Genomic DNA, 22,446 nt, shown 5'->3' with positions numbered 1-22,446 from the left:
CCAAGTATTGCCCTGCGTTAAACGCGGGTTTGCCGCCCTTGGCGGGCATCGAATGCGGCGTCAAGCCGAGACGCAAGGCGGTTACCCGCATCGGTCACCGTTGCGACAACACCACACGCAGCAAGGTCAACAGTACGTAACCCGGCATAACCGCAAGGGTTGATCCCCAGAAACGGTGTGAGATCCATGGCCACATTCAGCGCGATACCGTGATAAGCGCAGCCACGACTGATCTTGACCCCCAATGCGGCAATCTTGGCAAGCTCATGACCGCCGGGCAACGCGGTTTCAGCGTGCCCCGCTGCCTCTGCCAGAACTGATCGGCCCGGCACAACTGCCGGGGACGCTGCGGAAACGGCCAACGCATTGCAGGGCCAGGGAACGTAAACACCAGGTGCCCCCGCCTTGCGGCAGGCATCAGCCACACCAAACTCGCCCAATACGGCAATCACAACGTCTTCAAGCAACTCGACATACTCTTTGACGAACAACCCGAGACGCCGCAGGTCGACCAGACAATACGCCACAACCTGCCCGGGGCCGTGATACGTAACCTGACCACCGCGATCGGTTTTTACCAGCGGGATCTGCCCGGGGTTCAGCACATGTTCGGGCTTGCCGGCCTGACCCAGGGTGTACACCGGCTCATGTTCGACCAGCCAGATCTCGTCAGGCGTATCAGCCCCACGCCCGGCAGTAAAGGTTTTCATGGCCTGCCAGGTCTCGAGATACGACACCGGTCGAGGCCACCAGCGAACCTTCGTCACAGAACGACCGAGACCATCGCGTGACCATGCAAGGCACGATATAACGCATCGAGCTGTTCGCGTGAGGTCGCTGTAACGGTGAAGGTCAGACCAATATAGTTGCCGCTGCGACTGGGGCGCATCTCGACAGTCGCCGGATCAAACTCCGGGTCGTGCTCGAGCACCACCGCCGTCAGCGTCTGGGCAAAGTCAGGGTGCGATTTCCCCATGACCTTGATCGGAAACTGGCTGGGGTACTCAATAAGGGACTGTTCGGGGGAATCGTTGGCATTGGCATTAAAGTGCCTCGAGCGTTTGATCGTAAGCCGCACGCAACGCCCGGTACACTGGCCCGGGGTGCCCTGCCCCACCGGCCGGCCATCGAGCGTAACGATGGGCAAAATTTCTTTGGTTGCCGACGACAGCATCAGCTCATCGGCCGTTTCAACTTCGTGCCGCCTTACCGGTCGGGACTCGAAAGCAATTCCCGACTTTTGGGCCAGACTTTCGATAAAACGGTAACGCACGCCTTCCAGGATCAGGTGATTGGGCTCGGGGGCAAGCAAGACGCCGTTCTTGACCACCCAGATGTTCGACGATGCCCCTTCAGAAAGAAAATCGTCGCGAAACTGGATGACTTCATCAACACCCGCCTCGACGGCAGCCTGTTTGGCCAACACATTGCCCAGCAGCGACACCGACTTGATATGGCAATACAACCAGCGGACATCAGGCAGGGAAATGGTTGCCAGCCCCTGATCGCGCTGGGCTGCCGTTGGTCGTTTGAACGGCGACACCATGCAAAAGACTGTCGGCGTAATGCCGGCAGGAAACGCGTGGTCGCGCTTTGCCACACCCCGCGTCACCTGCAAGTAGATCATGGCGTTTTCGGAGACGGGGGTCGTGGCCGCCTGCGCACGACGGATCATATCGTCAAAGAGCTGCGCCCAACGCGCGTCGGAGTACCCTGTATCGATACGGATGGCGTTCAGGCTGCGCTGCAGCCGGGTGATGTGTTCAGCCATGCGAAACGGCTTGCCGTTGTAAACCGGCACAACTTCATAAATGCCATCGCCAAACACGAACCCCCGATCAAGTACCGAAACCTTCGCATCACCCAGGCGAACATGCTCGCCATTCAGGTAAACAATACTGTCGTTGTCGACGTCGGGGATCATGGCGCACACCTGCAGGCAAAAACTCCTATTTTAGCGCGCCCTGTTACTCAAACATCAGCTTGATCTTGTCAACCATACGAGCCACGAAACCGGCTTCCGGCACATCGGACATGACCAGCAGAGGCTCTTTGCGCAACACCACACCGTCAAGCTCAAGTGACACCGTACCGACTTGCGTGCCAGCCGTCAGCGGCGCAATGAGCGGCTGCGTATATTCGGCGACTGGCTTGAGTTCTGCGCCACGCCCCCGTGGGACGGTAACCCAGACCGGCTTGGGCTGGCTAAGCGCGACAGACTCGACCTGACCTTGCCACACACGAGCCTGAACCGCGGGTTTCTGCTCATCGAACAACTTGACCGTATCAAAGTTCTGGAAACTCCAGTTCAGGAGTTTGAGACTGTTTTCAGCCCGGGCGGCATCACTGGACGCCCCTACCAGCACCGTAATGACACGTCGGCCATCGCGAATGGCTGTTGTGATCAGGCAATAACCCGCCGATGAGGTATGACCTGTCTTCAACCCGTCAACGGTTTCATCAACCCACAGCAAACGGTTGCGATTGCGCTGCTTGATATCGTTATAGGTGTATTCTTTCTGGCTGTAATAATGCAGGTACTGCGGGAAGTCATTGACCAGATTACGCGCCAGAACGCCCAGGTCGTACACCGTAGTGATGTGATCAGCATGCGGCAAACCCGGAGAATTGGTGAACCGTGTGCCAGACAGCCCCTGACGCTGCGCTTCCTGGTTCATCAAGGCGACAAATGCCTCTTCGCTGCCGGCGACCGCCTCTGCCAGCGCTACCGTAGCGTCGTTACCCGACTGCACAATCATGCCTTGCAGCAGTTCACCCACAGAAACCTGCGAGTTCACGTTGACAAACATCCGTGACCCTTCCGTTTTCCAGGCCTTTTCAGAAATCGGCACGGTCTGGTCCAATGACAAACGCCCCTTGGCCACCGCATCGAACACAACATACGCAGCCATGATCTTGGTCAGCGACGCCGGTTCGACTTTTTCATTGATATTGTTAGCCGCGATAACCTGCCCGCTGGTGGCATCCAGCGTCAGCCAGGCCCTGGCTGCGAGATCAGGCACCGGAATAGTGGACAGCCCCGCCACCATGGGTTCGGGCGACGACTGGGCGTAGGCCAACGGTGCCACAGCAATCACAGCCCCGAAAAAGGCACAACCTGCGACGCGAACGGCATTTCGATACAACGTGGAAATCAGGGACATAAAGCACTCATCGAATGACAACAGGCGTTTTGAACGCCTGCCACACAAAAGGTTCATTATAGGCAGCGCAACAGCGCCAGACTCACCGTTAAAACGCAACGCGGAGGATCAATTGGCAAACAATTGCTACGCAAGTCGCCAACCCACCCGCCGAGAGCCAAGGCTACAAAGCCAGCAAACGCTGCTGCACCAGCATGCGCAAGGTCAACAGCCTGCCATGGAAGAAGTGCGACGCATCGGGGATGACCGTGACCGGCAAACCATGCGCACGTGCAAAATCCATCGCCTCGGCAAGGGGCACCACCTCATCTGCCTCGCCATGTACCAGCAGCGTATGTTCCGGCACGGCAATGTCACGAAAACGGAAGCGCTCGACGGCCGGGCCGGCAAGAATCAGAGCATCAGGCTGACGCCCCCTGAAGCGCAGAGTACAACTGTGCAGCAACCGACGTCCCGAAAGAAAAACCGGCCAGTACCCACTGACCGGCAAACACGTCGGGATAACGCATCCGGAATTGCTCGACCAGCACCTGCATGTCGGCAGTTTCACCCTTGCCCTGATCGAAAACCCCATCTGATTGGCCGACCCCCTGAAATTTGGCCGAACAGCCACCAGCCCGTACTGCAAACAGGCCCGCGCAATGGTCGTCACGACTTTGTTATCGCGCGCCCCCCATGCAGCGGATGCGGGTGCAAGACCAAGGCCCAACCCCGGGGCGACTGATCGGGCCATTCAATGACACAGTCAACACGACCTGCTTCCGCTTCAAACTCAAATGCCTCTTTACGCTCTGCCATACCGCTTTACCCGTCGTTGTTCCTGTTGATCTGTTGAAAGTTGCACTATGATTGGCCGTTTAGCTTAACGCGAATCCTGTCACGACCGGCCTTGTGCCTCGCCATGCTTTCAACTTTACCTGAACCTGCAACACTGCAAAACCAGCTGACTCAGGGCCTGCCGGCATTCCGGCATGTCCGCTGGCTTGACGAAACCAGCTCCACCAATGCCGACCTTCTTGCACTGGCCCACGACACGGGCACCTTGACCGCACGCCCCTGGCTGGAAGGCGCTCATTTGCAGACCATGGGTCGGGGCCGCGCCGGCCGCTCCTGGCAGAACCGGCGTGGGGCCAACCTGATGTTCTCGTGCGCGTTCGACGTCTTCCTGCCGGCCCGGCACCTGGCCGCTTTGTCGCCCCTGACCGGGGTTGCCACCGCCGAGGCACTGCGGTCACTCATTGCCCCGGAACACCAATCACGTCTGACCATGAAGTGGCCAAACGATATTTTGTGGGGCTCGGCCAAACTGGCCGGTATTCTGGTCGAAAGTACCCGCGCCAGCACTGCACGCCAGTCTGCGGATCATTACGTCATCATTGTCGGGCTCGGCCTGAACCTTGACGATGCCCGCGCATTAAGCCTGTCTCTGGACCGCTCGGTGGCTGACTGGTCTGAAATTACACACCATGATCATTTGGCGGGCTCACACAGCCTCGCGACCGTGGTAAAAACCATTGCCAATGCCTGGTACCAGGTATTTAATGAAGCAACCCGCCACGGGATTACGAACCTGGCGTCGCGTTTCAATGCGGTCGATGGTTTGCTGGGGCAATATGTTCATATTATCGACAACGGCCGCCTGTTAAACGCAGGCATTGCCTGTGGCGTCAACGAGCACGGCCAGCTACGGGTCAAAGGCCCCGACGGCGAAACCGCGCTGTCTGTCGGCGAAGTATCAATCCGGGCGCGCCAACCCTCCGGGTCGGCGCCCCTCTAAGGAGACACCTATGATCGTTCTGATCGACGCGGGCAATACCCGAGTCAAGGCCGGGTGGGTAGACCCTGAAACCGGCGAACGCGAGGCAAGGCCTATTGCCCTGCCCCATGAAACACTCGACCAGCTCAGTCACTGGCTGGCTAAAGTGCCTGGGCCTGTCACCCGCGCACTGGGAGTCAGCGTGGCGGGCAGCGCCATTGATGCCACCATCGAAAACATTTTTCATCTGCACGAGTGCCCGATTGAATGGATCAAGGGTGAAAGCCAGGCGCTCAATGTATTCAATGCCTATGAAAACCCGACGCAGCTGGGGCCAGACCGCTGGCTGTCCATGCTGGGGCTGGCCCGGCGTCCGCACCCGCGTATCTCCGAACAGGTCGGGGAAATCGTCCAGGGTGCGTTCCCACCCCTTATTCTGGCCAGTTTCGGCACGGCAACCACCATCGACACGCTGGTCGTTGATGTCGCCCGCAGTGCGCCCGCCAGCCTGCATTACCTGTTCCGGGGGGCATGATCCTGCCGGGGCCGTCCCTCATGCGCGCCTCCCTGGCTGAGGGCACCGCCCATCTTCCCGAAGCCCACAACGAGCTGGCCGCCTACCCGACCCACACCCACCAGGCCATCGGCACCGGCATCGCGGCCGCGCAGGCCGGTGCCCTGGTACGACAATGGCTGATCGGTCTGGAATACTATGGCCACGGCCCCATCGTTTACAGCGCAGGCGGTGGCTGGCCTCTGGTTAAAGAAGAAGTCAAACGGTTACTGCACTATACACAGCAACAAATGGGGCTGGCCCAAACACCGATTGAATGGCTCGAGGCACCCGTTCTCGATGGGCTGTGCGCCCTGGCGTTACAATCTGATCACCCTTGATCAACAACCCTACAATTCTTTCTGCAACTTCATTCATGAAACCAATCCGTAAGGCTGTGTTCCCCGTTGCCGGCATGGGCACCCGCTTCTTGCCGGCAACCAAGGCCATGCCGAAAGAAATGCTGCCCATTGTCGACAAGCCATTGATCCAATACGCTGTTGAAGAAGCTGTTGCAGCGGGCATTACCGACCTGATTTTCATCACTGGGCGCAACAAACGTGCCATCGAAGACCACTTCGACAGCGCCCCCGAACTTGAAGCTGACCTGGCCGCCAAAGACAAGCAAGAACTATTAGCCACCGTCAAGAATGTCTTGCCCTCTTATGTGAACTGCATTTACACGCGCCAGCCTGCGCCGCTGGGGCTCGGACATGCGGTCCTGTGCGCCGCTCCGATTGTCGGCAACGAACCCTTTGTCGTACTGCTGGCCGACGACCTGATCGACGCCGACATCCCTGTAACGCACCAGCTTGTAGAGGCAGCCCACCAGCATAACGGCAGCGTACTGGCCACTCATCACGTTGACCGTACTGAAACCAACCGCTACGGCATCATTTCAGGCAGCGCGGTGAACGACCGCACGGTACGAGTCAATGGCATCATTGAAAAACCGGCGCCGGCCGACGCACCGTCGACGCTGGCTGTAGTGGGTCGCTACGTACTTGAGCCCGAAATTTTTGAACACCTTCGCCGCACCCAGGCCGGCGTTGGCGGCGAAATCCAGCTTACCGACGGGATCGCCAGCCTGATGCAGGAACGCCAGGTCTTTGGCCTTGAGTACGAAGGCATACGCTACGACTGCGGCAACAAAGCCGGTTTTTACAAAGCCACTATGGAGCTGGGTCGAAAGTACCACGGTCTTTCTTGAGCTCGTTCAGGCCCGCCACGACGCGGGCGACGGCACCCGCATGCTTTTGCACCCAATGCTGCCCGGCTGCGCCCATGCGGCTCAAACGCTGGGGCTCCTCGAGCAGCTGCAAGGCCAGCTGAATCGCGGCATCGGGGTTGGTGCACGTTGGGCGGCGCCTTCTTCTATAGCGTCAAAAACGGCCTGCTCAAAATTTTCGGTATAGGGTCCCACCACCACCGGTGTACCGACGGCACACGCTTCAATCAGATTCTGTCCCCCGAGCGGCAGGAAGCTGCCCGCCACAATCGCCACGCGGCTGGCGGCGTAATAGCGAGGCATCTCACCAAGGCTATCGCCCAGCAACACGAGATTCTGGTCACGACTGCAAATACGGGCATTGGCCGCACCGGTTTCACCGGTTTTAACGAACTCGGTTCGACGGACGAACGAAATACCAGACTCTGCAAGCAGCCCCGCGACCGCCTCAAAGCGCTGCGGATGACGCGGCACAATACAAAAGAGCACACGATCTGCCAGATTCATACCCTGAGCCCGCGCCCGCTCGGACTGCTTCAAAATCGCCTTGATGAACAGCTCGTCCTCGCCTTCGCGCGTGCTGGCAATGGTGATCATGCTGCGCGGCAAGGCTTCAGCAAACGCGTGACCGCGCAAGACATGCTCTTGCGACAACGTCACGTCAAATTTGAAATTACCCGATACCCGGACACCCAGCACACCCGCTTGTTCAAGCCGCTGGGCATCTTGCAGGGTTTGCGCGTACACCGCCTGAAAACTTTGGTAGGCCTCACGCATGACGGCACCCGTACGCAAGGTTTGGCGCAATGACTGATCGGAAAAACGGGCGCTGGCCAACACCAGCGGAATATCAAGACTGCGGGCTGCCGCAATAATATTTGGCCAGACCTCACGCTCAATCAGAACCGCCATGCGTGGTCGATAGTGCAACAAAAACCGCTGTGCACTACCGGGAAAATCGTAGGGCATCCATTGCTGAACCAAACGACCCTCTTGGATGGCCATGTAGAACGATTTGGCGGCCTCTTCACGACCGGTAACCGTCATGTGAGTCAACAAGACAGTGTCACCCTGATCAAGCAGGGCTTTGATGAAGGGCTGTGCCGCACGCACCTCGCCCAGACTGACCGCATGCACCCAAATCGGTGCCTTGAGCGTTGACGGCGCGTCATAATGACCAAAGCGTGCCCCCGACAAAACTTCCCATCGCCCACCGGCTCGCCGGGCCCGAAGCCCCATCCAGGCCATCAGCAGGGGGACAGCGCGTAAATACCGACATTGTAGAAAAAACGGTTCACACAACCTCCGGAACCAGAGCCAGGTCGATTGCACTGATGACGGTTTGTGCGGATGGCGCATGCCCACGTTCGCCAAGACTGGCGGTATATCCCCCGCCTTGCAACGGCGTACGCACGGGTGTCGACGCCTTGTAAATGCCGATCGTCGGTCGCCCCAGACCTGCCGACAGATGCGTCAGACCACTATCAAGCCCCACCATCAAACGCGCCCGCGCCAACAAACGGGCGATATCTGTCAGGCTCATGCGCGGCATGACTTCCGCATTGGACAACCCGGCCACCAGCGCTTGCGCCCTGGCCGTCTCTGCGGCATTACCTGCCAGCAGTTTCAGACCCAACCCGGCAGACGCAAGCCGCTCGAACACGGCGTGCCAATCGGCCTGCGGCCACAATTTATCGTCGCGACTGGCCGAGGGCATGATCACGGCGTAGGGTTCAATGGCCTGGCCCACAGTGAACGCCTGCAATCCAAAATCGGGCGGGCCGTCAGGCGTATAACCAAAGGTCAGACCCGCCAGCATGCGCTGGCGCGGAACGGCCGGCTGCCAGAACTCAACCCGATGCCGCACATCGTAAAACAACGAGGCCAATGGCTCGCGTGCCGACTTGAAGTCAAGACCATGACGCTCGCCCCTGACTTGCCGCACCAGCCAGATGGACTTCATCAGGGCTTGCATATCCAGCACGATATCGTAACGGCGCGCATCAAGATTCTTTTTAAGCGCTGCACGTTCGGCACGCGTCTGGGCCGACCACCAGTTCTTGCGCCAGCGCCGGTGGGCCACCTTGATGACCTCATGCACAGCCGGATGCCAGCCGGGAATCTCGGCAAAGGCCTCTTCGGCCAGCCAATCGATCTGCGCTCCGGGCACATGGCGGGCAATGTCAGAAATGGCCGGCAGCATGTGGACCAGATCGCCCAGTGATGACGTGCGTACGATGAGTATTTTTTTAGTCATGGCGCGATTATAAAGACTCGAACCTGCCCAAAGAACAGCACACAGACGCCGGGCCATCGCGCTAGAATCTCACCATGACATCGACTATTCTTGTTACCGGCGGTACCGGCTACATTGGCAGCCACACGACTGTCCTGCTTTTGCAGGCGGGCTATCGGGTGCTGATTCTCGACAACTTTTGCAACAGCGACGCGACCGTCCTTGATCGCATTGAGCGCATCTGCGGCATACGGCCCGACATCGTCGAAGGCGACATCCGCGATGCCGGCTTGCTGGAATCGCTGTTTGCACGTCACCCGATCACCGCAATCATGCACTTCGCCGGGCTGAAGGCCGTCGGCGAATCGACACAGCAACCGCTCGAATACTACAGCGCCAATGTCGGCGGCAGCGTTTGCCTGCTGCAGGCCGCACAAAACGCGGGCGTCAAAACCTTCGTTTTCTCATCTTCGGCCACCGTGTACGGCGACCCGATCAGCCTGCCGATCACCGAAACGCACCCGCGCTCAACCACCAACCCCTACGGCCATACGAAGCTGGTCATCGAAGATATCCTGGAAAACCTGTACCACTCGGAAACGGGGTGGCGGATTGCACGGTTGCGCTATTTCAATCCGGTCGGTGCCCATCCCAGCGGCCTGATTGGCGAAGCACCGCAAGGCACGCCGAACAACCTGATGCCCTACGTGGCTCAGGTTGCCACCGGGTTACGCCCCCGGGTACAGGTTTTCGGCAATGATTACGACACCCCGGATGGCACCGGCGTGCGCGATTACATCCATGTCATGGATCTGGCCCAAGGGCACCTGGCTGCGCTGCGCCACTGCCACCAGCAAGCGCAAACGCTGCTGACGGTCAATCTGGGCACGGGCAATGGGTTTTCCGTCCTGGAAATGATCAAGGCCTTTGAGGCCGCGAGCGGGCGCCCCATCCCCTATGACATGACCCCCGCAGGCCAGGCGACATCGCCGCCTGCTGGGCCGACACGACACTGGCAGCCAATACCCTGGGGTGGACGGCCAGCCTGGACATCAGGCAGATGTGTGAAGACGCGTGGCGCTGGGAAATGCGTCGAGCAAATCGAGAAGCTGCTGGGTAACACAACGACGGAACTCAAGATCATCAGCCAGCCAGGCACCGAACACCTCTGGCATCGACAACAGCCGCTCAGCAAGAACGAACGGGTCTGCAGACTCACCGCCCAATGCCCGGACCTGATCCACAAGCACTTTTGAGCCAGGATCATCAGAGACCGCCAGCGCACTGGCTACACGCATCAAGTGCCGCAACCATGCCGCGACAACCCGGGCATGTCGATCGATGATCAAGCCTTTCTGCAAGCGCTCTTGAATGACGGGCAGCACCGCATACGGCATGACACGGCTGACCTCATCGAGCAAAAGCCGGGTGGACAGACGCAGCGACGGGTTGGCCAACCGGTTCAACCATTGTTGCCGGAAATCTTCCCAGTCAAAGTCGGCATGACGGCTAAGGGTCTGCCCCGCATCCGACATCAGGTCGACCAGAAAAGCGTCACTTCAGGGCGCTGCATGGCCTGATACAGCGTAGAACAACCCGCCAGCCCGCCCAGCAACCCCAAAGCCAGATAGCCGGCATCCAGGAGACGGTAGCGCATCTGCTCGTAGGGGGCAACGTGAGGTGTGACGATGACCCCCACGTCTTCCCAACGGGGACGATCATTGCAGAACCAGTCCTGGATAACAAAAAGCGCATACGGCTCGGTAACAACAGGCGCCGCATCCTCGAGCCCCAGCAGCTGGGACGCCAGCTCACGATCAGACTCGTGTACTTGCGGTGTCAGGCGATCAACCAAGGTGCACGGACAGGCATACTGCTCCATGAAGTGACGCAGCAGGCCATCAGCCCCCAATTGGGTCTGGACTTTTTCAATGTAATTGGCCAGCACGCGTTGCAACACCTTGCCATTGGCCGGAATATTGTCGCAGCTGAGCAGGGTGAACGGCTTGAGCTTGCGTTGCATGCGCTGGGCCATAGCCCATGCCAGCAGACCTATGGCCGAGTGAGGTACCGTTGGCGCACGAAGGTCGGCCTCGATCTCGGGCAACGCCTGATCAAGGCAGTCCGAAACCGGGTCATAGCAATAGCCTCGATGGGTGATGGTCAGCGACACAATCGCTGTTTGCGGGTCGAGCAGGGCATCACACACCTGCTGACGCTGCTCGGACAGCCCCAGCACGTGCTTCAGGCTCCCCACCACGCGCGGCTGCGCGCGACGACCATCATTCGACAACACGCTGTACAAACCATCTTGCGGGGCCAGCGCCTGATCAATGCCGGGATGGCGGATACTGACTGCACACACCCCCACTGCAATTGACCATGATTCAAAAGCTCATCGGCATACACCGCCAGGTGACTGCGAAAAAAGCGCCAGCCCCCAGATGCACAATACGCGCACCGATAGCGGCGCGATCGTAGTTGGGCCGCGGCACAGCCAACGGTAACTGGCCAAGGGTTGCTTCGCTTAATCTGTTCATCATGCCTTCACCTGTTTCAAGAAACCACATTATTCAATGCCGCCGCCCCTTAACGCAATGCAAACGCGGCCGGCGTACTGCAGGACCGCAGCAATTCGGTTAAATTTTGAGACCACCCATTGTTCACGGAGGCCACAGGCCATGACATCAACAACCGGCGTCGCCACGCAAGAACTGGCCCAATGGCTGGACGCCACCCTTAACGTGGCTGCGTTCAAAGACTACTGCCCCAACGGCCTTCAGGTTGAAGGCAAAACGCACATCACGCGCATCGTGACGGGCGTCACGGCGTCCGAGGCGCTGCTTCAGGCCGCCGTCGAACGGCACGCCGACGCCGTCATTGTGCACCATGGCTGGTTCTGGAAAAATGAAGACCCCCGGGTGCGCGGCCCCAAACGACGGCGTCTGCAACTGGCACTGAAACATGAGTTGAATGTCTTCGGATACCATTTGCCGCTGGATGCACATCCCGAATGGGGGAACAATGCGCAGCTTGGCCTGAGGCTGGGCCTTAGCCCACGCTGGAATGCTGACGGCAAACCCGAGCTTTGCGGGCCCGACAACCTGGTGTGGCTCGGGCATACCCAGGACGGCAATACGGTGCAAGACATTGCCAACCGTATTCGTACCACCTTAAAGCGTGAGCCACTGGTCATTGGCGACTTGAATGCCCGACCCGCAAAAGTGGCCTGGTGTACCGGCGGTGCTCAAGGCTTCATGGACGCCGCCATCGACGCAGGCGCCGACCTGTACATTACGGGCGAGGCCTCGGAGCCCAACTTCCATCTGGCCCGTGAAACCGGTGTCGCCTTCATCGCTGCCGGCCACCACGCCACCGAGCGTTACGGCATTTCGGCCCTGGGGCAAGCCATTGCCGGACAATTTGACGTCCAGGTCGAGTTCATCGACCTGGACAACCCGATTTAGGCCACGGCTTTCTTGAGCAAGTCACGCCTCATTTCTTGAGTAAATCGCGAATTTCGCGCAATAACGCAACATCTTCAGGCGTAGGCGCCGGTGCTGCCGGGGCCTGCTCTTCTTGCTTGGCCAGACGCTCACGGGCCGTGTTCACGGCCTTGACCATCAGAAACACCACAAAAGCCAGCAAAACGAAGTTAATGAGAATGGTAATGAAATTACCCCAGGCAAAAACATTGGCCCCGGCCTTTACCAGCGCATCGTAGGTATAAGGCCCCGTGTAGCTCTCGGGCTCTTTGAGCACGAAAAACAGGTTTGAAAAATCAACCTGACCACCCAGGATGAAACTGATCAGCGGCATGATCACATCTTTGACCAGTGAATCAATGATTTTGCCGAAGGCTGCGCCAATAATGACGCCCACGGCAAGGTCGATCATATTGCCTCGTACCGCAAACGCCTGAAACTCGGCAATAAAGCCCTTCCCTTTACTCATGTTTTTCTCTCCGGTTAATTCACCCATCGACGGGCTAACGCTATAATACGCGGTTGGTAGAATATTCAATACGGTAAAAACGTTGAATGCAATGCCTTTTCATGGGGCATGAATTAAGGATACAAGAATGAGTCAGGACAAGTCACAGCACGCTGACGCCGGTGCGGTTGATCTGGAGAACCTTCCAGCCGACCCGTCACGACGTCTCTGGGTTACCACCGCCTGTGCCGTTGGTGGCGTAGCTGGTGTAGCCACTGCAGTACCGTTTGTCGGCAGTTTCGCGCCCTCTGAAAAAGCCAAAGCGGCTGGCGCTCCGGTTGAGCTCGACGTTGCTTCCATTCCTCCGGGCGAAATGCGCACTGTCGAATGGCGTGGCAAGCCGGTTTGGGTACTGCACCGCACACCGGCCCAATTAGCCACCCTTAAAGACCTGAACAACGAAGTGGCCGACCCCGACTCGAACCGTCCTGGCTACACGCCTGCCTACGCGAAAAATGAATGGCGGTCACGCAAGCCCGAATATTTCGTTGCCGTCGGCATCTGTACCCACCGGGGTGCTCACCGACCCCCGAACTTGCTCCTGAACCCGGCCCCGGCTTGCCCGCCGACTGGGAAGGCGGTTTTTTCTGCCCATGCCATGGCTCCACCTTCGATCTGGCAGGCCGCGTGTTCAAGAACAAACCCGCACCTGACAACCTCGAAGTCCCCCTTACGAGTTTTCTCCTGATGGCACTCGCGTGATCATTGGTGTTGACGAAGACAACAAGGCGTAAGCCATTCAAACCTAATCCAAATATACGCCACAAATAGAAAAAGGAACCGTTTCCATGGCTGGTGAAAAAACCGTCGAAACGACAGGTCTCTTAGGGTGGATTGATCGGCGCTTCCCGCTGACCAAGCTGTTCAAAGAGCACATGTCGGAATACTACGCTCCCAAGAACTTCAACTTCTGGTACTTCTTTGGCTCGCTGGCGCTGCTCGTGCTGGTCATCCAGATCGTTACCGGTATCTTCCTGGTCATGAACTACAAACCCGATGGCGCACTGGCGTTCAACTCGGTTGAGTTCATCATGCGCGAAGTGCCATGGGGCTGGCTGATCCGCTACATGCACTCGACCGGGGCATCGATGTTCTTCGTGGTTGTCTACCTGCACATGTTGCGCGGCCTCTTCTACGGCTCTTACCGTAAACCCCGCGAACTGGTCTGGATCTTCGGCATGGCGATCTTCCTGTGCCTGATGGGCGAGGCGTTCATGGGCTACTTGCTGCCCTGGGGCCAGATGTCCTACTGGGGTGCCCAGGTTATCGTGAACCTGTTCTCGGCCATTCCTTTCATTGGTCCTGAGCTGTCGCTCTGGATCCGTGGCGACTACGTGGTTTCCGACGCAACCCTGAACCGATTCTTTGCTTTCCACGTTATTGCCATCCCCTGGTTCTTATCGGCCTGGTGGTTGCACACATCATCGCCCTGCACGAAGTGGGTTCCAACAACCCCGACGGCGTTGAAATCAAAGAAGGCCCCAAAGACAGCAAGGGCCATCCTGTTGACGGCATTCCGTTCCACCCCTACTACTCGGTGCACGACATCATGGGTGTGGCCGGCTTCCTGATTGTTTTCGCGGCCATCGTATTCTTTGCCCCTGAAATGGGCGGGTACTTCCTCGAATTCAACAACTTTATCCCTGCCGACCCCTGAAAACACCGCCGCACATTGCTCCGGTCTGGTACTTCACACCGTTCTATTCCATGCTGCGCGCCATTACGGCTGACTTCACATGGGTATTGGCCGGTGCATCGGTTCTGGGCGCTATCGCACTGTTCATCAAGAGCAATCTGCGTGGTGTCTGGCGTGTTGCCGTACCGGTCATTTTGCTGGTTCTGGCTGTGCTGCTGCGCGTTATCGACGCGAAATTCTGGGGTGTTGTGGCCATGGGTGGTTCGGTTGTCATCCTGTTCTTCCTGCCCTGGCTTGACCACTCGCCGGTACGCTCGATCCGTTACCGCCCGACATGGCACAAGTATCTGTACGCCGTCTTCCTGGCAACGTTCGTTGTCCTGGGTTACCTTGGTACACAAGCACCCAGCCCGGTATTCAACCTGATGAGCCAGATCGGTACCCTGATCTACCTCGGCTTCTTCTTGCTGATGCCTGTCTGGAGCCGTCTGGGCACCTTTAAACAGGTCCCTGACCGCATCACGTTCACTGCTCACTAAGCCTAACCGACACGGAACGATTATGATTAAAAAGCTGCTTGGTGCCTTGGCGCTTTCCTGACCTGCACCGTCGCCGCGGCGGCCGGAAGCGATTACCCGCTCGACCGTGCCCCCGATCGCATCAACAATATGGCATCCCTGCAAAACGGCGCCAAACTGTTCGTCAACTACTGCCTGAATTGTCATAGCGCGGTTTCCATGCGCTATAACAAGCTCACTGACATCGGCCTGACCGAAGAAGAGATCCAAAAGAATCTCCTGTTCACCACCGATAAGGTCGGCGACCTCATGACCATCGCCATGCGTCGTCAAGACGGCCAGGCCTGGTTCGGTTCCGCGCCACCCGACCTTTCCGTCATTGCCCGCGCAAAGTCGGTCAACCTTGGTCCTACCGGTGTCGATTACGTCTACACATTCCTGCGTGCGTTCTACCGCGACACCTCCAAGCTCTCGGGCTGGAACAATGCGGTGTTCCCAAGCGTTGCCATGCCTAACGTGCTCTGGAACCTGCAAGGGCCAGTCACGTACTCCAACGCGCATACCCAACGCGTCGAGAAAGATGGTAAAACCGATTGGGAACGCGTCTCCACAACCTTCGACCCGCAAGGTTTTTCAGAGCAAAAAACAGAAGTGCTCGCAAACTACCGTGGTGTTGAAAAAACAGAAGTCCTGTTCAAATACGCCAGCCAGGCCAATCAGGCCAAATTCGACAACGACGTTGCCGACTTGGCCAACTTCCTGGGCTGGATGGCTGAACCCGACCAGCTGCTACGCAAGAAGATCGGTGTCTGGGTACTACTGTTCTTGGGCCTCTTCCTGGTGGTTGCATGGCGTCTGAACGCGGCCTACTGGAAGCACATCAAGTAACACGTTTACTCGCTGCAACCAACGTAACGGCATCCTTGCCGTTACCCTTCCGGAAACCAGGCGTAACCCCTTACGCCTGTTTCCATTTCTGAGCAACGATTTTTCAAGCTCTTGTTTTCTTACTCAGAGGATCCCTCGCCATGATGGTGCTCTACTCCGGAACTACCTGCCCATTCTCCCAGCGCTGCCGTTTCGTGCTGTTTGAAAAAGGCATGGATTTCGAAATCCGCGATATCGACCTGTACAACAAACCTGAAGATATTTCGGTCATGAACCCCTATGGACAGGTGCCGATTCTCGTCGAGCGCGACCTGATTCTGTATGAGTCGAACATCATCAACGAATACATTGACGAGCGCTTCCCGCATCCGCAGCTGATGCCTGCCGACCCGGTCATGCGGGCCCGCACACGCCTGTTCCTGTTCAATTTCGAAAAAGAGCTGTTTGTCCATGTTGGCGTGCTTGAAGACCGTACCAACACCGACGAAAAGGCTCGCGAACACGCTCGCCAGAACATCCGCGACCGCCTGTCACAGCTGGCACCACTGCTCATCAAGAACAAGTTCATGCTAGGTGAAGAGTTCTCGATGCTCGACGTTGCCGTCGCCCCGCTGTTGTGGCGCCTTGATCACTACGGCATCGAACTGCCCAAAAATGCAGCGCCCATCCAGAAGTACGCCGAACGCATTTTTTCGCGCCCTGCCTACATCGAGGCGCTGACCCCTCTGAAAAAGTCATGCGACGCTAAGCACCATGTCCGAGTCCTCGACCAAACCCTACCTGATCCGCGCACTGCACGAATGGTGCACCGACAACGGTTATACGCCACATATCGTTGTAACCGTCGACCAGAATACCGTCGTGCCACCGGCGCACATCCACGATGGCCAGATCACCCTGAATGTGGGTTGGCTGGCCACCAACGGTTTGGTCCTGGGCAACGATTACATTGAATTCCAGGCTCGCTTCGGCGGCATTACCGAGCATATTTTTGTGCCGGTCGCCGCTGTTTCGGCCATTTATGCCCGAGAAACCGGGGCAGGCATGGGCTTCGAAATCGAACCGTCCTTGCCCTACCCAGGCGGCGAGTTCGTTGCTGAAGCCGAGAACCCGCCCGTTACACCGGCATCGGCCGCTGGCCCCGCGCCCGATAACGAGCCACCACCCGACAATGGCACCAAGCGGCCGCAGCTCAAAATCATCAAATAACAACGCCAGGAAATGAACGCGCCGGCCCGGGAATAAAAGGCCGGATCGCTGCCTATCTCGAGTCAAAACCGGAGACATCATGGATACGTTGCTGCAAGACGAACTGTATATTCGCCAAACCGTTGAGCGCTGGGCTGTCTGGCGTGACGCCGGAAACTGGGAACGCTTCGCGACTGTCTGGCACCCCGACGGCGTCATGATGGCCACCTGGTTTCAAGGCCACCACAAAGACTTCATCCGTGTCACCCAGGAAGGCTGGAAGAAGGGTGTCAGCATCCTTCACTTTCTGGGTGGTTCAGCGATTGACATCAACGGCGACAGGGCCATCGCGCAAACCAAAATGACCATCTCGCAACGCGGTGATGTCGAGGGCGTCATGTGCGATGTCGTCTGCACCGGCCGATTCTATGATTTCATGGTTCGCCACGAGGGGCAATGGAAGGTTCTGCACCGCCAGCCCATCTACGAAAAAGACCGCATTGACCCGGTTGACCCTGCAGCGCAGCTCAAGCTCGACCAGGCTGCGCTGGCCAGCATGCCGGCCGGATACCGGCATCTGGCCTACATCCAGACACGCATCGGCTACAACGTCAAAATGGACATGCCCATGCTAACCGGGCCAGAGGTCGACAACCTGTACCATCGTGGCGCCAACTGGCTGGCCGGAGGTGATGGCGAGTTCCCCACGTTCTGACGTCAAGAGCTTTTGACAACAATAGCAATAGAAATCGGCTTTTCCATTAACGTATAACTTTACCCGCAAATTCTCATGGCCTTTCGCTTGAAATCAAACCCGATTTCGTAGTATATTAAGCGTCTTGCCGGTTTAGCTCAGTTGGTAGAGCAGCGCACTTGTAATGCGAAGGTCAACAGTTCGAATCCGTTAACCGGCACCAATAGTTTCAAATAAAAAAGCCAACCCTTTAGGGTTGGCTTTTTATTTTTCCGAATTCATGTAGCGGCCGTCCAGACTTTGGCACAAAACTCAACGCGACCGGGCAAACTGGACCTTACATCAACGCGCACCAAAACCGCGGCCGCGGCGGCCGCCACCACAATCACCACGTCCACCACCTTGCGCACACCGTTGAAATGCCGGCAGATGCCGTTGCTGCGAAGCATCACAAAGATTTCGAAACACCCGCAAGATGTCCGAACGCTGCGTTGCCAGTAACAAACGCTCGTACATTTCGCCATTCTCAATCTCGGCGCTGACTGCATCTAGGCATGCTTGTTGCAAACCGGCATAACGTGGCACTCTACCCGGCCAGTTGTTTTGCGGTATGTCCAGTTCATACAAGGTGAATAATTCGTGCAAGGCAGCAATATGACGAGCCTCTGCATCCCGGATATTCGAAAATGGGCGCACTTGGCCAAAATCTTTGATGACTTGATCGTACGTAGCCCAAGACTTGTACTCATCATCCAGCGCCTCACCCAAAGCCAGAATCTCTTTATTGCTCAGAACGTTCATTAATCAGCTCCTGGAGTCATGCACCCAATAAGAAACCCATTCATTCCGTTTATGATACTTGAGTCGACATTGCAATCCAATGTGTACATACCGGTGCCCGTGGTCAATCTTACCGTGGCCAAGATACCTGCTGCCAGCCCCTCATTTGCCAGAAAGTTTACGATACAAGGTCCTCTCGCTGATGCCCAGATAGCTTGCCAACGCGCTACGAGAACCCGAAAACCTTTGTTCAAGCGCTTTCAGCTTATTGACATCTAACTTACGCGGATTCACAGGAATAACCATGCCCAAATCATTACGGCCTGGTTGTGCAGAGCCCTCAAAGCGGCATTCAGAGATTTGCCCAAGGACATCCGCCATTTCTCCGGCTTCAGTCTTGCACTTTACTACTTCATCCGGGAGATGCAGAAGGTCAATTCGTCCATCGTCAGCCAATACTGACGCCCTATCCAGTACGTTTTTTAACTGGCGCACATTGCCCGGCCATGAGTACGTCATCAGTGCTTGCATCGCTGAACGGGTAACCTCAGGAGTTTTTACTGCCACACCACCGGCCTGACGCCGTAGCAACGTCTGCACCAGCAAGGGCATGTCAACAACTCGCTCTCGCAGAGAAGGCAAATGAATCGGGAACACACACACACGATAATAAAGATCGGAGCGAAACTCACCGTCTGCAGCCATTTTTCGCAGTGGTTTGTGGGTTGCTGCAACCAGACGAAAATCAGTTCTTCTGGGCTCTAGCCCACCCACACGCCTGAATGTGCCCGACTCCAGCAAACGTAACAATCTGACCTGCATGCTGAGAGGGATATCACCGATTTCATCAAGAAACAATGTCCCACCTTCAGCCGTTTCTACGAGCCCCGCCTTGGCCTGATGGGCCCCTGTAAAAGCTCCTTTTTCGTAGCCAAACAGTTCACTTTCGAACAAGCCATCAGAAAAGCCCGTGCAGTCCACAACGACAAAAGGCGAATTCTTGCGAGGACTTGCCTCGTGAAGTGCTTTGGCAAAGAGTTCTTTACCTGTTCCGGTTTCACCTTGCAGCAACACGGGAAGATCAGTTTTAGCCACACGTTGCAGGTCAGACAGTGCACGCAAGAAGATTGGCGCAGCCCCGGTCAGGTCATCTTTCGAGACATTTTCAGACGCGGTATCCGGCGTGCTGATACGCTCTACAAAAGCAGTAATTTTTTGATGTTTATCGAGGATTGGGCGCAATTCAACATCGACATGTGCCTTACCGTTTGGCGTGTGATGAATATGAAGTATGTGCGAGCGCGCCTTGGTCTTGCGAGACTCCGCCATTGGGCAATGCTCGCCAGACAAGTCGCAGGGTTGGTCGTAGCCATGGGACACCGCATAACATTTCTGCCCAACAGTTTTTGATCCCAGCGGGTCACCATATGCCATCAAGTAGGCCTGGTTGGCCCCAAGTATCGTGTAGTTAGCGTCCAACACAATAGATGGCTCTGGATCAGATTGAAGATATGAGATTAAAACTTCGATGTTTTCGTTCATAGCACTGCCAAATTCTGTCGATTTTCATTTTCTCTGACTAATGGCAGATTATGGCAGCACATTGGACCAGAACTTGATGGATGTCAATTTTGCAATTAGCGCTTAAGTTTCTGAAATAATTAAGTTTATTTAAACCAAAAGAGACAGCCATAAATCTGGCACGGATATTGCTATGAATTTTATGTTTGGCAAGTCTGCCATCAATTACATCATCCAAAGGAATGCCATGCGCCACCTTACGAAATCAGTTTTGCTGTCTTGTTTGTTTGCCACGGTCTCAACCGTTTCAACCAGTGTAATGGCTCAATCACCGGTCACAAATGATACACAGAATGCCTTGTTTATTGTCACGAGTGAATCATTGCAAACTCAGGGCATGAGCATGGTGCTTGCCAACGCCATGATGCAGCAAGGAACGAAAGTTAATATTTTGCTGTGTGACAAGGCGGGAGACCTCGCGCTGAAAACAACTAACAGCGCAACACTGAAACCTCAAAACGTTACCCCTGAAGGCATCATGGGAAAAATGTTGGCCGCAGGTGCTCAAGTACAAGTCTGCGCGCTTTATCTTCCCAACAAGGGCGCAACGGCTTCAGATTTACGTGACGGCATTACTGTTGCAAAACCACCTGAAATGGCTGCCTTGATGGGTCGCAAAGACATTAAAGTATTCTCAAATTAATTGCATCGGCGAGAACAGACATGACCACTATTTCATCCATTCGAAAAACTGCATACGCGTTTTTGATAAGCGCCATGCTGGGTGCTGGCGTCTTTACAGGGTCAACATCAGCCGCTGAAAATACAAAAGCATTAACACCACAGCAAACGCTGGAAATGGTCAACAAAGACAATAAAGTTCTTTTTGTTGATGTGCGCGACCCGGTAGAAATCATGTTCATCGGCCACGCAAATGCGGCGCATATCAACATCCCCTTCATGTTTGCCGACAAAGACGAGTGGGACGAAAAAAACGGTCGGTTCAAAATGAAAATGAATCCCGACTTTGCGGCACAAATCAAAGCTGCATTGGATGCGCGAGGCCTGGATACTAACACCACCATTATCACCATGTGCCGAAGCGGCAGTGAGCGTGGCATGCCTAGCGCCCAATCCCTGATTGACGCCGGTTTTCCCAACGTATTCTATGTCGACCACGGCTTCCAGGGTGACGCATCTAAAGAGGGGCCAAAAAGGGTATGCGTGTCGTTAACGGGTGGCAAAATAGCGGCTTACCATGGTCAACGAAGATCAATCCCGAGTTTATCTATATGACGCATTGATAAAAGTGCGCTGTCTGATTGACTGATGTTGTAGTCGCCTGCAGTCGCAAGACTGAAACGCTCGAACCTTCTCAAGTTTGAGCGTTTTTACGGTGCGCCCAGCATGGGCGCACACCTGCGGGTGCAAGTCCCGCTGCGAGCTGGTGACAGTGAGCAAAGTGAAGCGCAACTGCGTAAGGGTGACCGAGCGTGGGAAGGAAGCGTGGAGCGTAAATCGCGAGCCGATGAACAAGAATCGCATAGAAGGCGCCACCGACAGGCCCGGGCGGCCTGTTAGCGGCGATGCTGACGAGACAGAACCTGCAATTGGCATGGAAGCGTGTAAAGGCCAACAAAGGCGCGGCTGGCGTGGACGGGCTCGATATCGAGCAGACGGCCCGGATGCTGCGCACGAGATGGCCAGCGCCTTCGGGCGCAAATTCCTCGGGTACGCGCTGTGGGTGGCCAAGCGCAGAGAAGTCAAATGCAAAGTGGCGCAAAAGCCCCTGCACAACTTCAAAGCCCGCATCCGGCAACTCACGCGTCGTAGCGGCGGACGCAGCATGGCGCAAGTGGTGGATAACCTGCGGCCCTACCTGCTGGGCTGGAAGGCGTACTTCGGGATGGCGCAGACACCAGGCGTCTGGCGTGAGCTGGATGAATGGCTGCGCCATCGTCTGAGGGCTATCCAGCTGCGTCAATGGAAAAGGCCAAAGACGATCCACCGGGAACTCAAGGCGTTGGGGGCATCGGACGATGTAGCCAAACAGGTGGCGGGCAACTGTCATCGCTGGTGGCGCAACAGCGACGGTGTCATCAAGCGCGTATTGACGATCGCGTACTTCGAACGGCTGGGGGTACCACGACTGTCATGACCTCAAGCCCTCGAACCGCCCGGTGCGGACCCGCATGCCGGGTGGTGTGGCAGAGGTGTCTCTTATTAGAGACTCCCTATGCCGATGTGCGCTTGGCTCAGGTGCAATTTTGCGCGCATCTTGATATAGTCAA

General features: G+C 56.7%; 19 protein-coding genes, 1 tRNA gene and 9 pseudogenes. 16 read left to right on the top strand and 13 right to left on the bottom strand.

Annotation, left to right across the window (positions count from 1 at the left end; genetic code table 11):
• Window positions 1-17 precede the first annotated feature (17 nt).
• The 5 genes and pseudogenes from lipB to N7E01_RS10345 form a co-directional block, all read right to left on the bottom strand.
• A complete protein-coding gene (gene lipB, locus N7E01_RS10365; protein ID WP_434089505.1) occupies window positions 18-767 on the bottom strand; it encodes a lipoyl(octanoyl) transferase LipB in 750 nt (249 codons plus the stop codon).
• A complete protein-coding gene (locus tag N7E01_RS10360; protein WP_289172838.1) occupies window positions 764-1,078 on the bottom strand; it encodes a DUF493 family protein in 315 nt (104 codons plus the stop codon). The genes lipB and N7E01_RS10360 overlap by 4 nt, the downstream gene beginning before the upstream one ends.
• A pseudogene (locus tag N7E01_RS10355) lies at window positions 1,044-1,924 on the bottom strand (D-amino acid aminotransferase). Before N7E01_RS10355 ends, N7E01_RS10360 begins: the two are co-directional and overlap by 35 nt.
• Before the next feature lie 43 nt (window positions 1,925-1,967).
• Complete coding sequence (locus N7E01_RS10350; RefSeq protein WP_434089504.1) at window positions 1,968-3,164, bottom strand: D-alanyl-D-alanine carboxypeptidase family protein; 1,197 nt, start codon at window positions 3,162-3,164, stop codon at window positions 1,968-1,970.
• Between the two features lie 163 nt (window positions 3,165-3,327).
• Window positions 3,328-3,962 (bottom strand): annotated as a pseudogene (locus N7E01_RS10345) (alpha/beta hydrolase).
• A 103-nt stretch (window positions 3,963-4,065) separates the two neighbouring features.
• Between N7E01_RS10345 and N7E01_RS10340 the strand changes: the two are divergent.
• Genes N7E01_RS10340 through galU form a run of 4 tightly spaced genes read left to right on the top strand, consistent with a single transcriptional unit; the run spans window position 4,066 to window position 6,683 of the window.
• Window positions 4,066-4,941: a biotin--[acetyl-CoA-carboxylase] ligase gene (locus N7E01_RS10340; protein WP_289172837.1), complete on the top strand. Its 876-nt coding sequence runs from the start codon at window positions 4,066-4,068 to the stop codon at window positions 4,939-4,941.
• Between the two features lie 10 nt (window positions 4,942-4,951).
• Window positions 4,952-5,455: a type III pantothenate kinase gene (locus N7E01_RS19440; RefSeq protein ID WP_434089503.1), complete on the top strand. Its 504-nt coding sequence runs from the start codon at window positions 4,952-4,954 to the stop codon at window positions 5,453-5,455.
• A 20-nt stretch (window positions 5,456-5,475) separates the two neighbouring features.
• A complete protein-coding gene (locus N7E01_RS19435) occupies window positions 5,476-5,814 on the top strand; it encodes a hypothetical protein (RefSeq protein ID WP_434089502.1) in 339 nt (112 codons plus the stop codon).
• 35 nt (window positions 5,815-5,849) lie between these two features.
• Window positions 5,850-6,683 (top strand): UTP--glucose-1-phosphate uridylyltransferase GalU, encoded by an 834-nt coding sequence (gene galU, locus N7E01_RS10330; RefSeq protein ID WP_289172836.1) that lies wholly within the window; start codon window positions 5,850-5,852, stop codon window positions 6,681-6,683.
• Here the strand turns inward: galU and N7E01_RS10325 are convergent.
• Together N7E01_RS10325 and waaC are read right to left on the bottom strand one after the other, a co-directional pair.
• Window positions 6,646-7,999, bottom strand: a pseudogene (locus N7E01_RS10325) (3-deoxy-D-manno-octulosonic acid transferase). The gene galU and the pseudogene N7E01_RS10325 overlap by 38 nt on opposite strands.
• On the bottom strand, window positions 7,996-8,958 hold the full coding sequence (waaC, locus tag N7E01_RS10320) for a lipopolysaccharide heptosyltransferase I (protein WP_289172833.1): 963 nt from the start codon (window positions 8,956-8,958) through the stop codon (window positions 7,996-7,998). Before waaC ends, N7E01_RS10325 begins: the two are co-directional and overlap by 4 nt.
• Window positions 8,959-9,032: 74 nt before the next feature.
• On the opposite strand from waaC, the pseudogene galE reads away from it, so the two are divergent.
• Window positions 9,033-10,057: pseudogene (gene galE, locus N7E01_RS10315) on the top strand (UDP-glucose 4-epimerase GalE).
• Here the strand turns inward: galE and N7E01_RS10310 are convergent.
• The 3 genes from N7E01_RS10310 to N7E01_RS10300 are packed head-to-tail and all read right to left on the bottom strand — an operon-like array spanning window position 9,990 to window position 11,480.
• Complete coding sequence (locus N7E01_RS10310) at window positions 9,990-10,472, bottom strand: hypothetical protein (RefSeq protein WP_289172832.1); 483 nt, start codon at window positions 10,470-10,472, stop codon at window positions 9,990-9,992. The pseudogene galE and the gene N7E01_RS10310 overlap by 68 nt on opposite strands.
• Window positions 10,472-11,308 (bottom strand): mannitol dehydrogenase family protein, encoded by an 837-nt coding sequence (locus tag N7E01_RS10305; protein WP_289172831.1) that lies wholly within the window; start codon window positions 11,306-11,308, stop codon window positions 10,472-10,474. Before N7E01_RS10305 ends, N7E01_RS10310 begins: the two co-directional genes overlap by 1 nt.
• A gap of 16 nt (window positions 11,309-11,324) precedes the next feature.
• Window positions 11,325-11,480, bottom strand: a complete 156-nt coding sequence (locus tag N7E01_RS10300) for a hypothetical protein (RefSeq protein ID WP_289172830.1) — start codon at window positions 11,478-11,480, stop codon at window positions 11,325-11,327.
• A gap of 138 nt (window positions 11,481-11,618) precedes the next feature.
• On the opposite strand from N7E01_RS10300, the gene N7E01_RS10295 reads away from it, so the two are divergent.
• Window positions 11,619-12,404 (top strand): Nif3-like dinuclear metal center hexameric protein, encoded by a 786-nt coding sequence (locus N7E01_RS10295; RefSeq protein ID WP_289172828.1) that lies wholly within the window; start codon window positions 11,619-11,621, stop codon window positions 12,402-12,404.
• Between the two features lie 28 nt (window positions 12,405-12,432).
• Here N7E01_RS10295 and mscL read toward each other — a convergent pair whose 3' ends face one another.
• Window positions 12,433-12,891 (bottom strand): large conductance mechanosensitive channel protein MscL, encoded by a 459-nt coding sequence (gene mscL, locus N7E01_RS10290; RefSeq protein WP_289172827.1) that lies wholly within the window; start codon window positions 12,889-12,891, stop codon window positions 12,433-12,435.
• Between the two features lie 127 nt (window positions 12,892-13,018).
• Here mscL and petA point away from each other — a divergent pair.
• The 7 genes and pseudogenes from petA (at window position 13,019) to N7E01_RS10255 (ending at window position 18,077) form a co-directional block, all read left to right on the top strand.
• Window positions 13,019-13,664 (top strand): annotated as a pseudogene (petA, locus tag N7E01_RS10285) (ubiquinol-cytochrome c reductase iron-sulfur subunit).
• A 54-nt stretch (window positions 13,665-13,718) separates the two neighbouring features.
• Window positions 13,719-15,105 (top strand): annotated as a pseudogene (locus N7E01_RS10280) (cytochrome b).
• Window positions 15,106-15,127: 22 nt separating this feature from the next.
• A pseudogene (locus tag N7E01_RS10275) lies at window positions 15,128-15,972 on the top strand (cytochrome c1).
• 140 nt (window positions 15,973-16,112) lie between these two features.
• A pseudogene (locus tag N7E01_RS10270) lies at window positions 16,113-16,720 on the top strand (glutathione S-transferase N-terminal domain-containing protein).
• Between the two features lie 5 nt (window positions 16,721-16,725).
• Window positions 16,726-17,181 (top strand): ClpXP protease specificity-enhancing factor, encoded by a 456-nt coding sequence (locus tag N7E01_RS10265; protein WP_289172826.1) that lies wholly within the window; start codon window positions 16,726-16,728, stop codon window positions 17,179-17,181.
• 79 nt (window positions 17,182-17,260) lie between these two features.
• A complete protein-coding gene (locus N7E01_RS10260) occupies window positions 17,261-17,875 on the top strand; it encodes a nuclear transport factor 2 family protein (RefSeq protein ID WP_289172825.1) in 615 nt (204 codons plus the stop codon).
• Between the two features lie 126 nt (window positions 17,876-18,001).
• Window positions 18,002-18,077, top strand: a tRNA-Thr gene (locus tag N7E01_RS10255).
• Window positions 18,078-18,196: 119 nt separating this feature from the next.
• Here the strand turns inward: N7E01_RS10255 and N7E01_RS10250 are convergent.
• Both N7E01_RS10250 and N7E01_RS10245 read right to left on the bottom strand, forming a co-directional pair.
• A complete protein-coding gene (locus N7E01_RS10250) occupies window positions 18,197-18,655 on the bottom strand; it encodes a ferritin-like domain-containing protein (protein WP_289172824.1) in 459 nt (152 codons plus the stop codon).
• Window positions 18,656-18,796: 141 nt separating this feature from the next.
• Window positions 18,797-20,176 (bottom strand): sigma-54 interaction domain-containing protein, encoded by a 1,380-nt coding sequence (locus tag N7E01_RS10245; protein ID WP_289172823.1) that lies wholly within the window; start codon window positions 20,174-20,176, stop codon window positions 18,797-18,799.
• A 172-nt stretch (window positions 20,177-20,348) separates the two neighbouring features.
• Here N7E01_RS10245 and N7E01_RS10240 point away from each other — a divergent pair, with 172 nt between their 5' ends.
• From N7E01_RS10240 to N7E01_RS10230, 3 genes and pseudogenes are all read left to right on the top strand, one after another.
• The gene (locus tag N7E01_RS10240; RefSeq protein ID WP_289172822.1) at window positions 20,349-20,858 is read left to right on the top strand and encodes a DsrE family protein; all 510 of its coding nucleotides are present in this window, start codon (window positions 20,349-20,351) and stop codon (window positions 20,856-20,858) included.
• A 20-nt stretch (window positions 20,859-20,878) separates the two neighbouring features.
• On the top strand, window positions 20,879-21,451 hold the full coding sequence (locus tag N7E01_RS10235; RefSeq protein WP_289172821.1) for a rhodanese-like domain-containing protein: 573 nt from the start codon (window positions 20,879-20,881) through the stop codon (window positions 21,449-21,451).
• 403 nt (window positions 21,452-21,854) lie between these two features.
• Window positions 21,855-22,313 (top strand): annotated as a pseudogene (locus tag N7E01_RS10230) (group II intron maturase-specific domain-containing protein); the annotation flags it as partial.
• Window positions 22,314-22,446: the final 133 nt, after the last annotated feature.

Origin of the sequence: Neopusillimonas aromaticivorans (genome assembly GCF_030344915.1) — a bacterium.
GTDB lineage: Bacteria > Pseudomonadota > Gammaproteobacteria > Burkholderiales > Burkholderiaceae_B > Neopusillimonas > Neopusillimonas aromaticivorans.
Note: the sequence above shows the minus strand (reverse complement) of the source record. Positions and strands in the feature narration are given on the sequence as shown.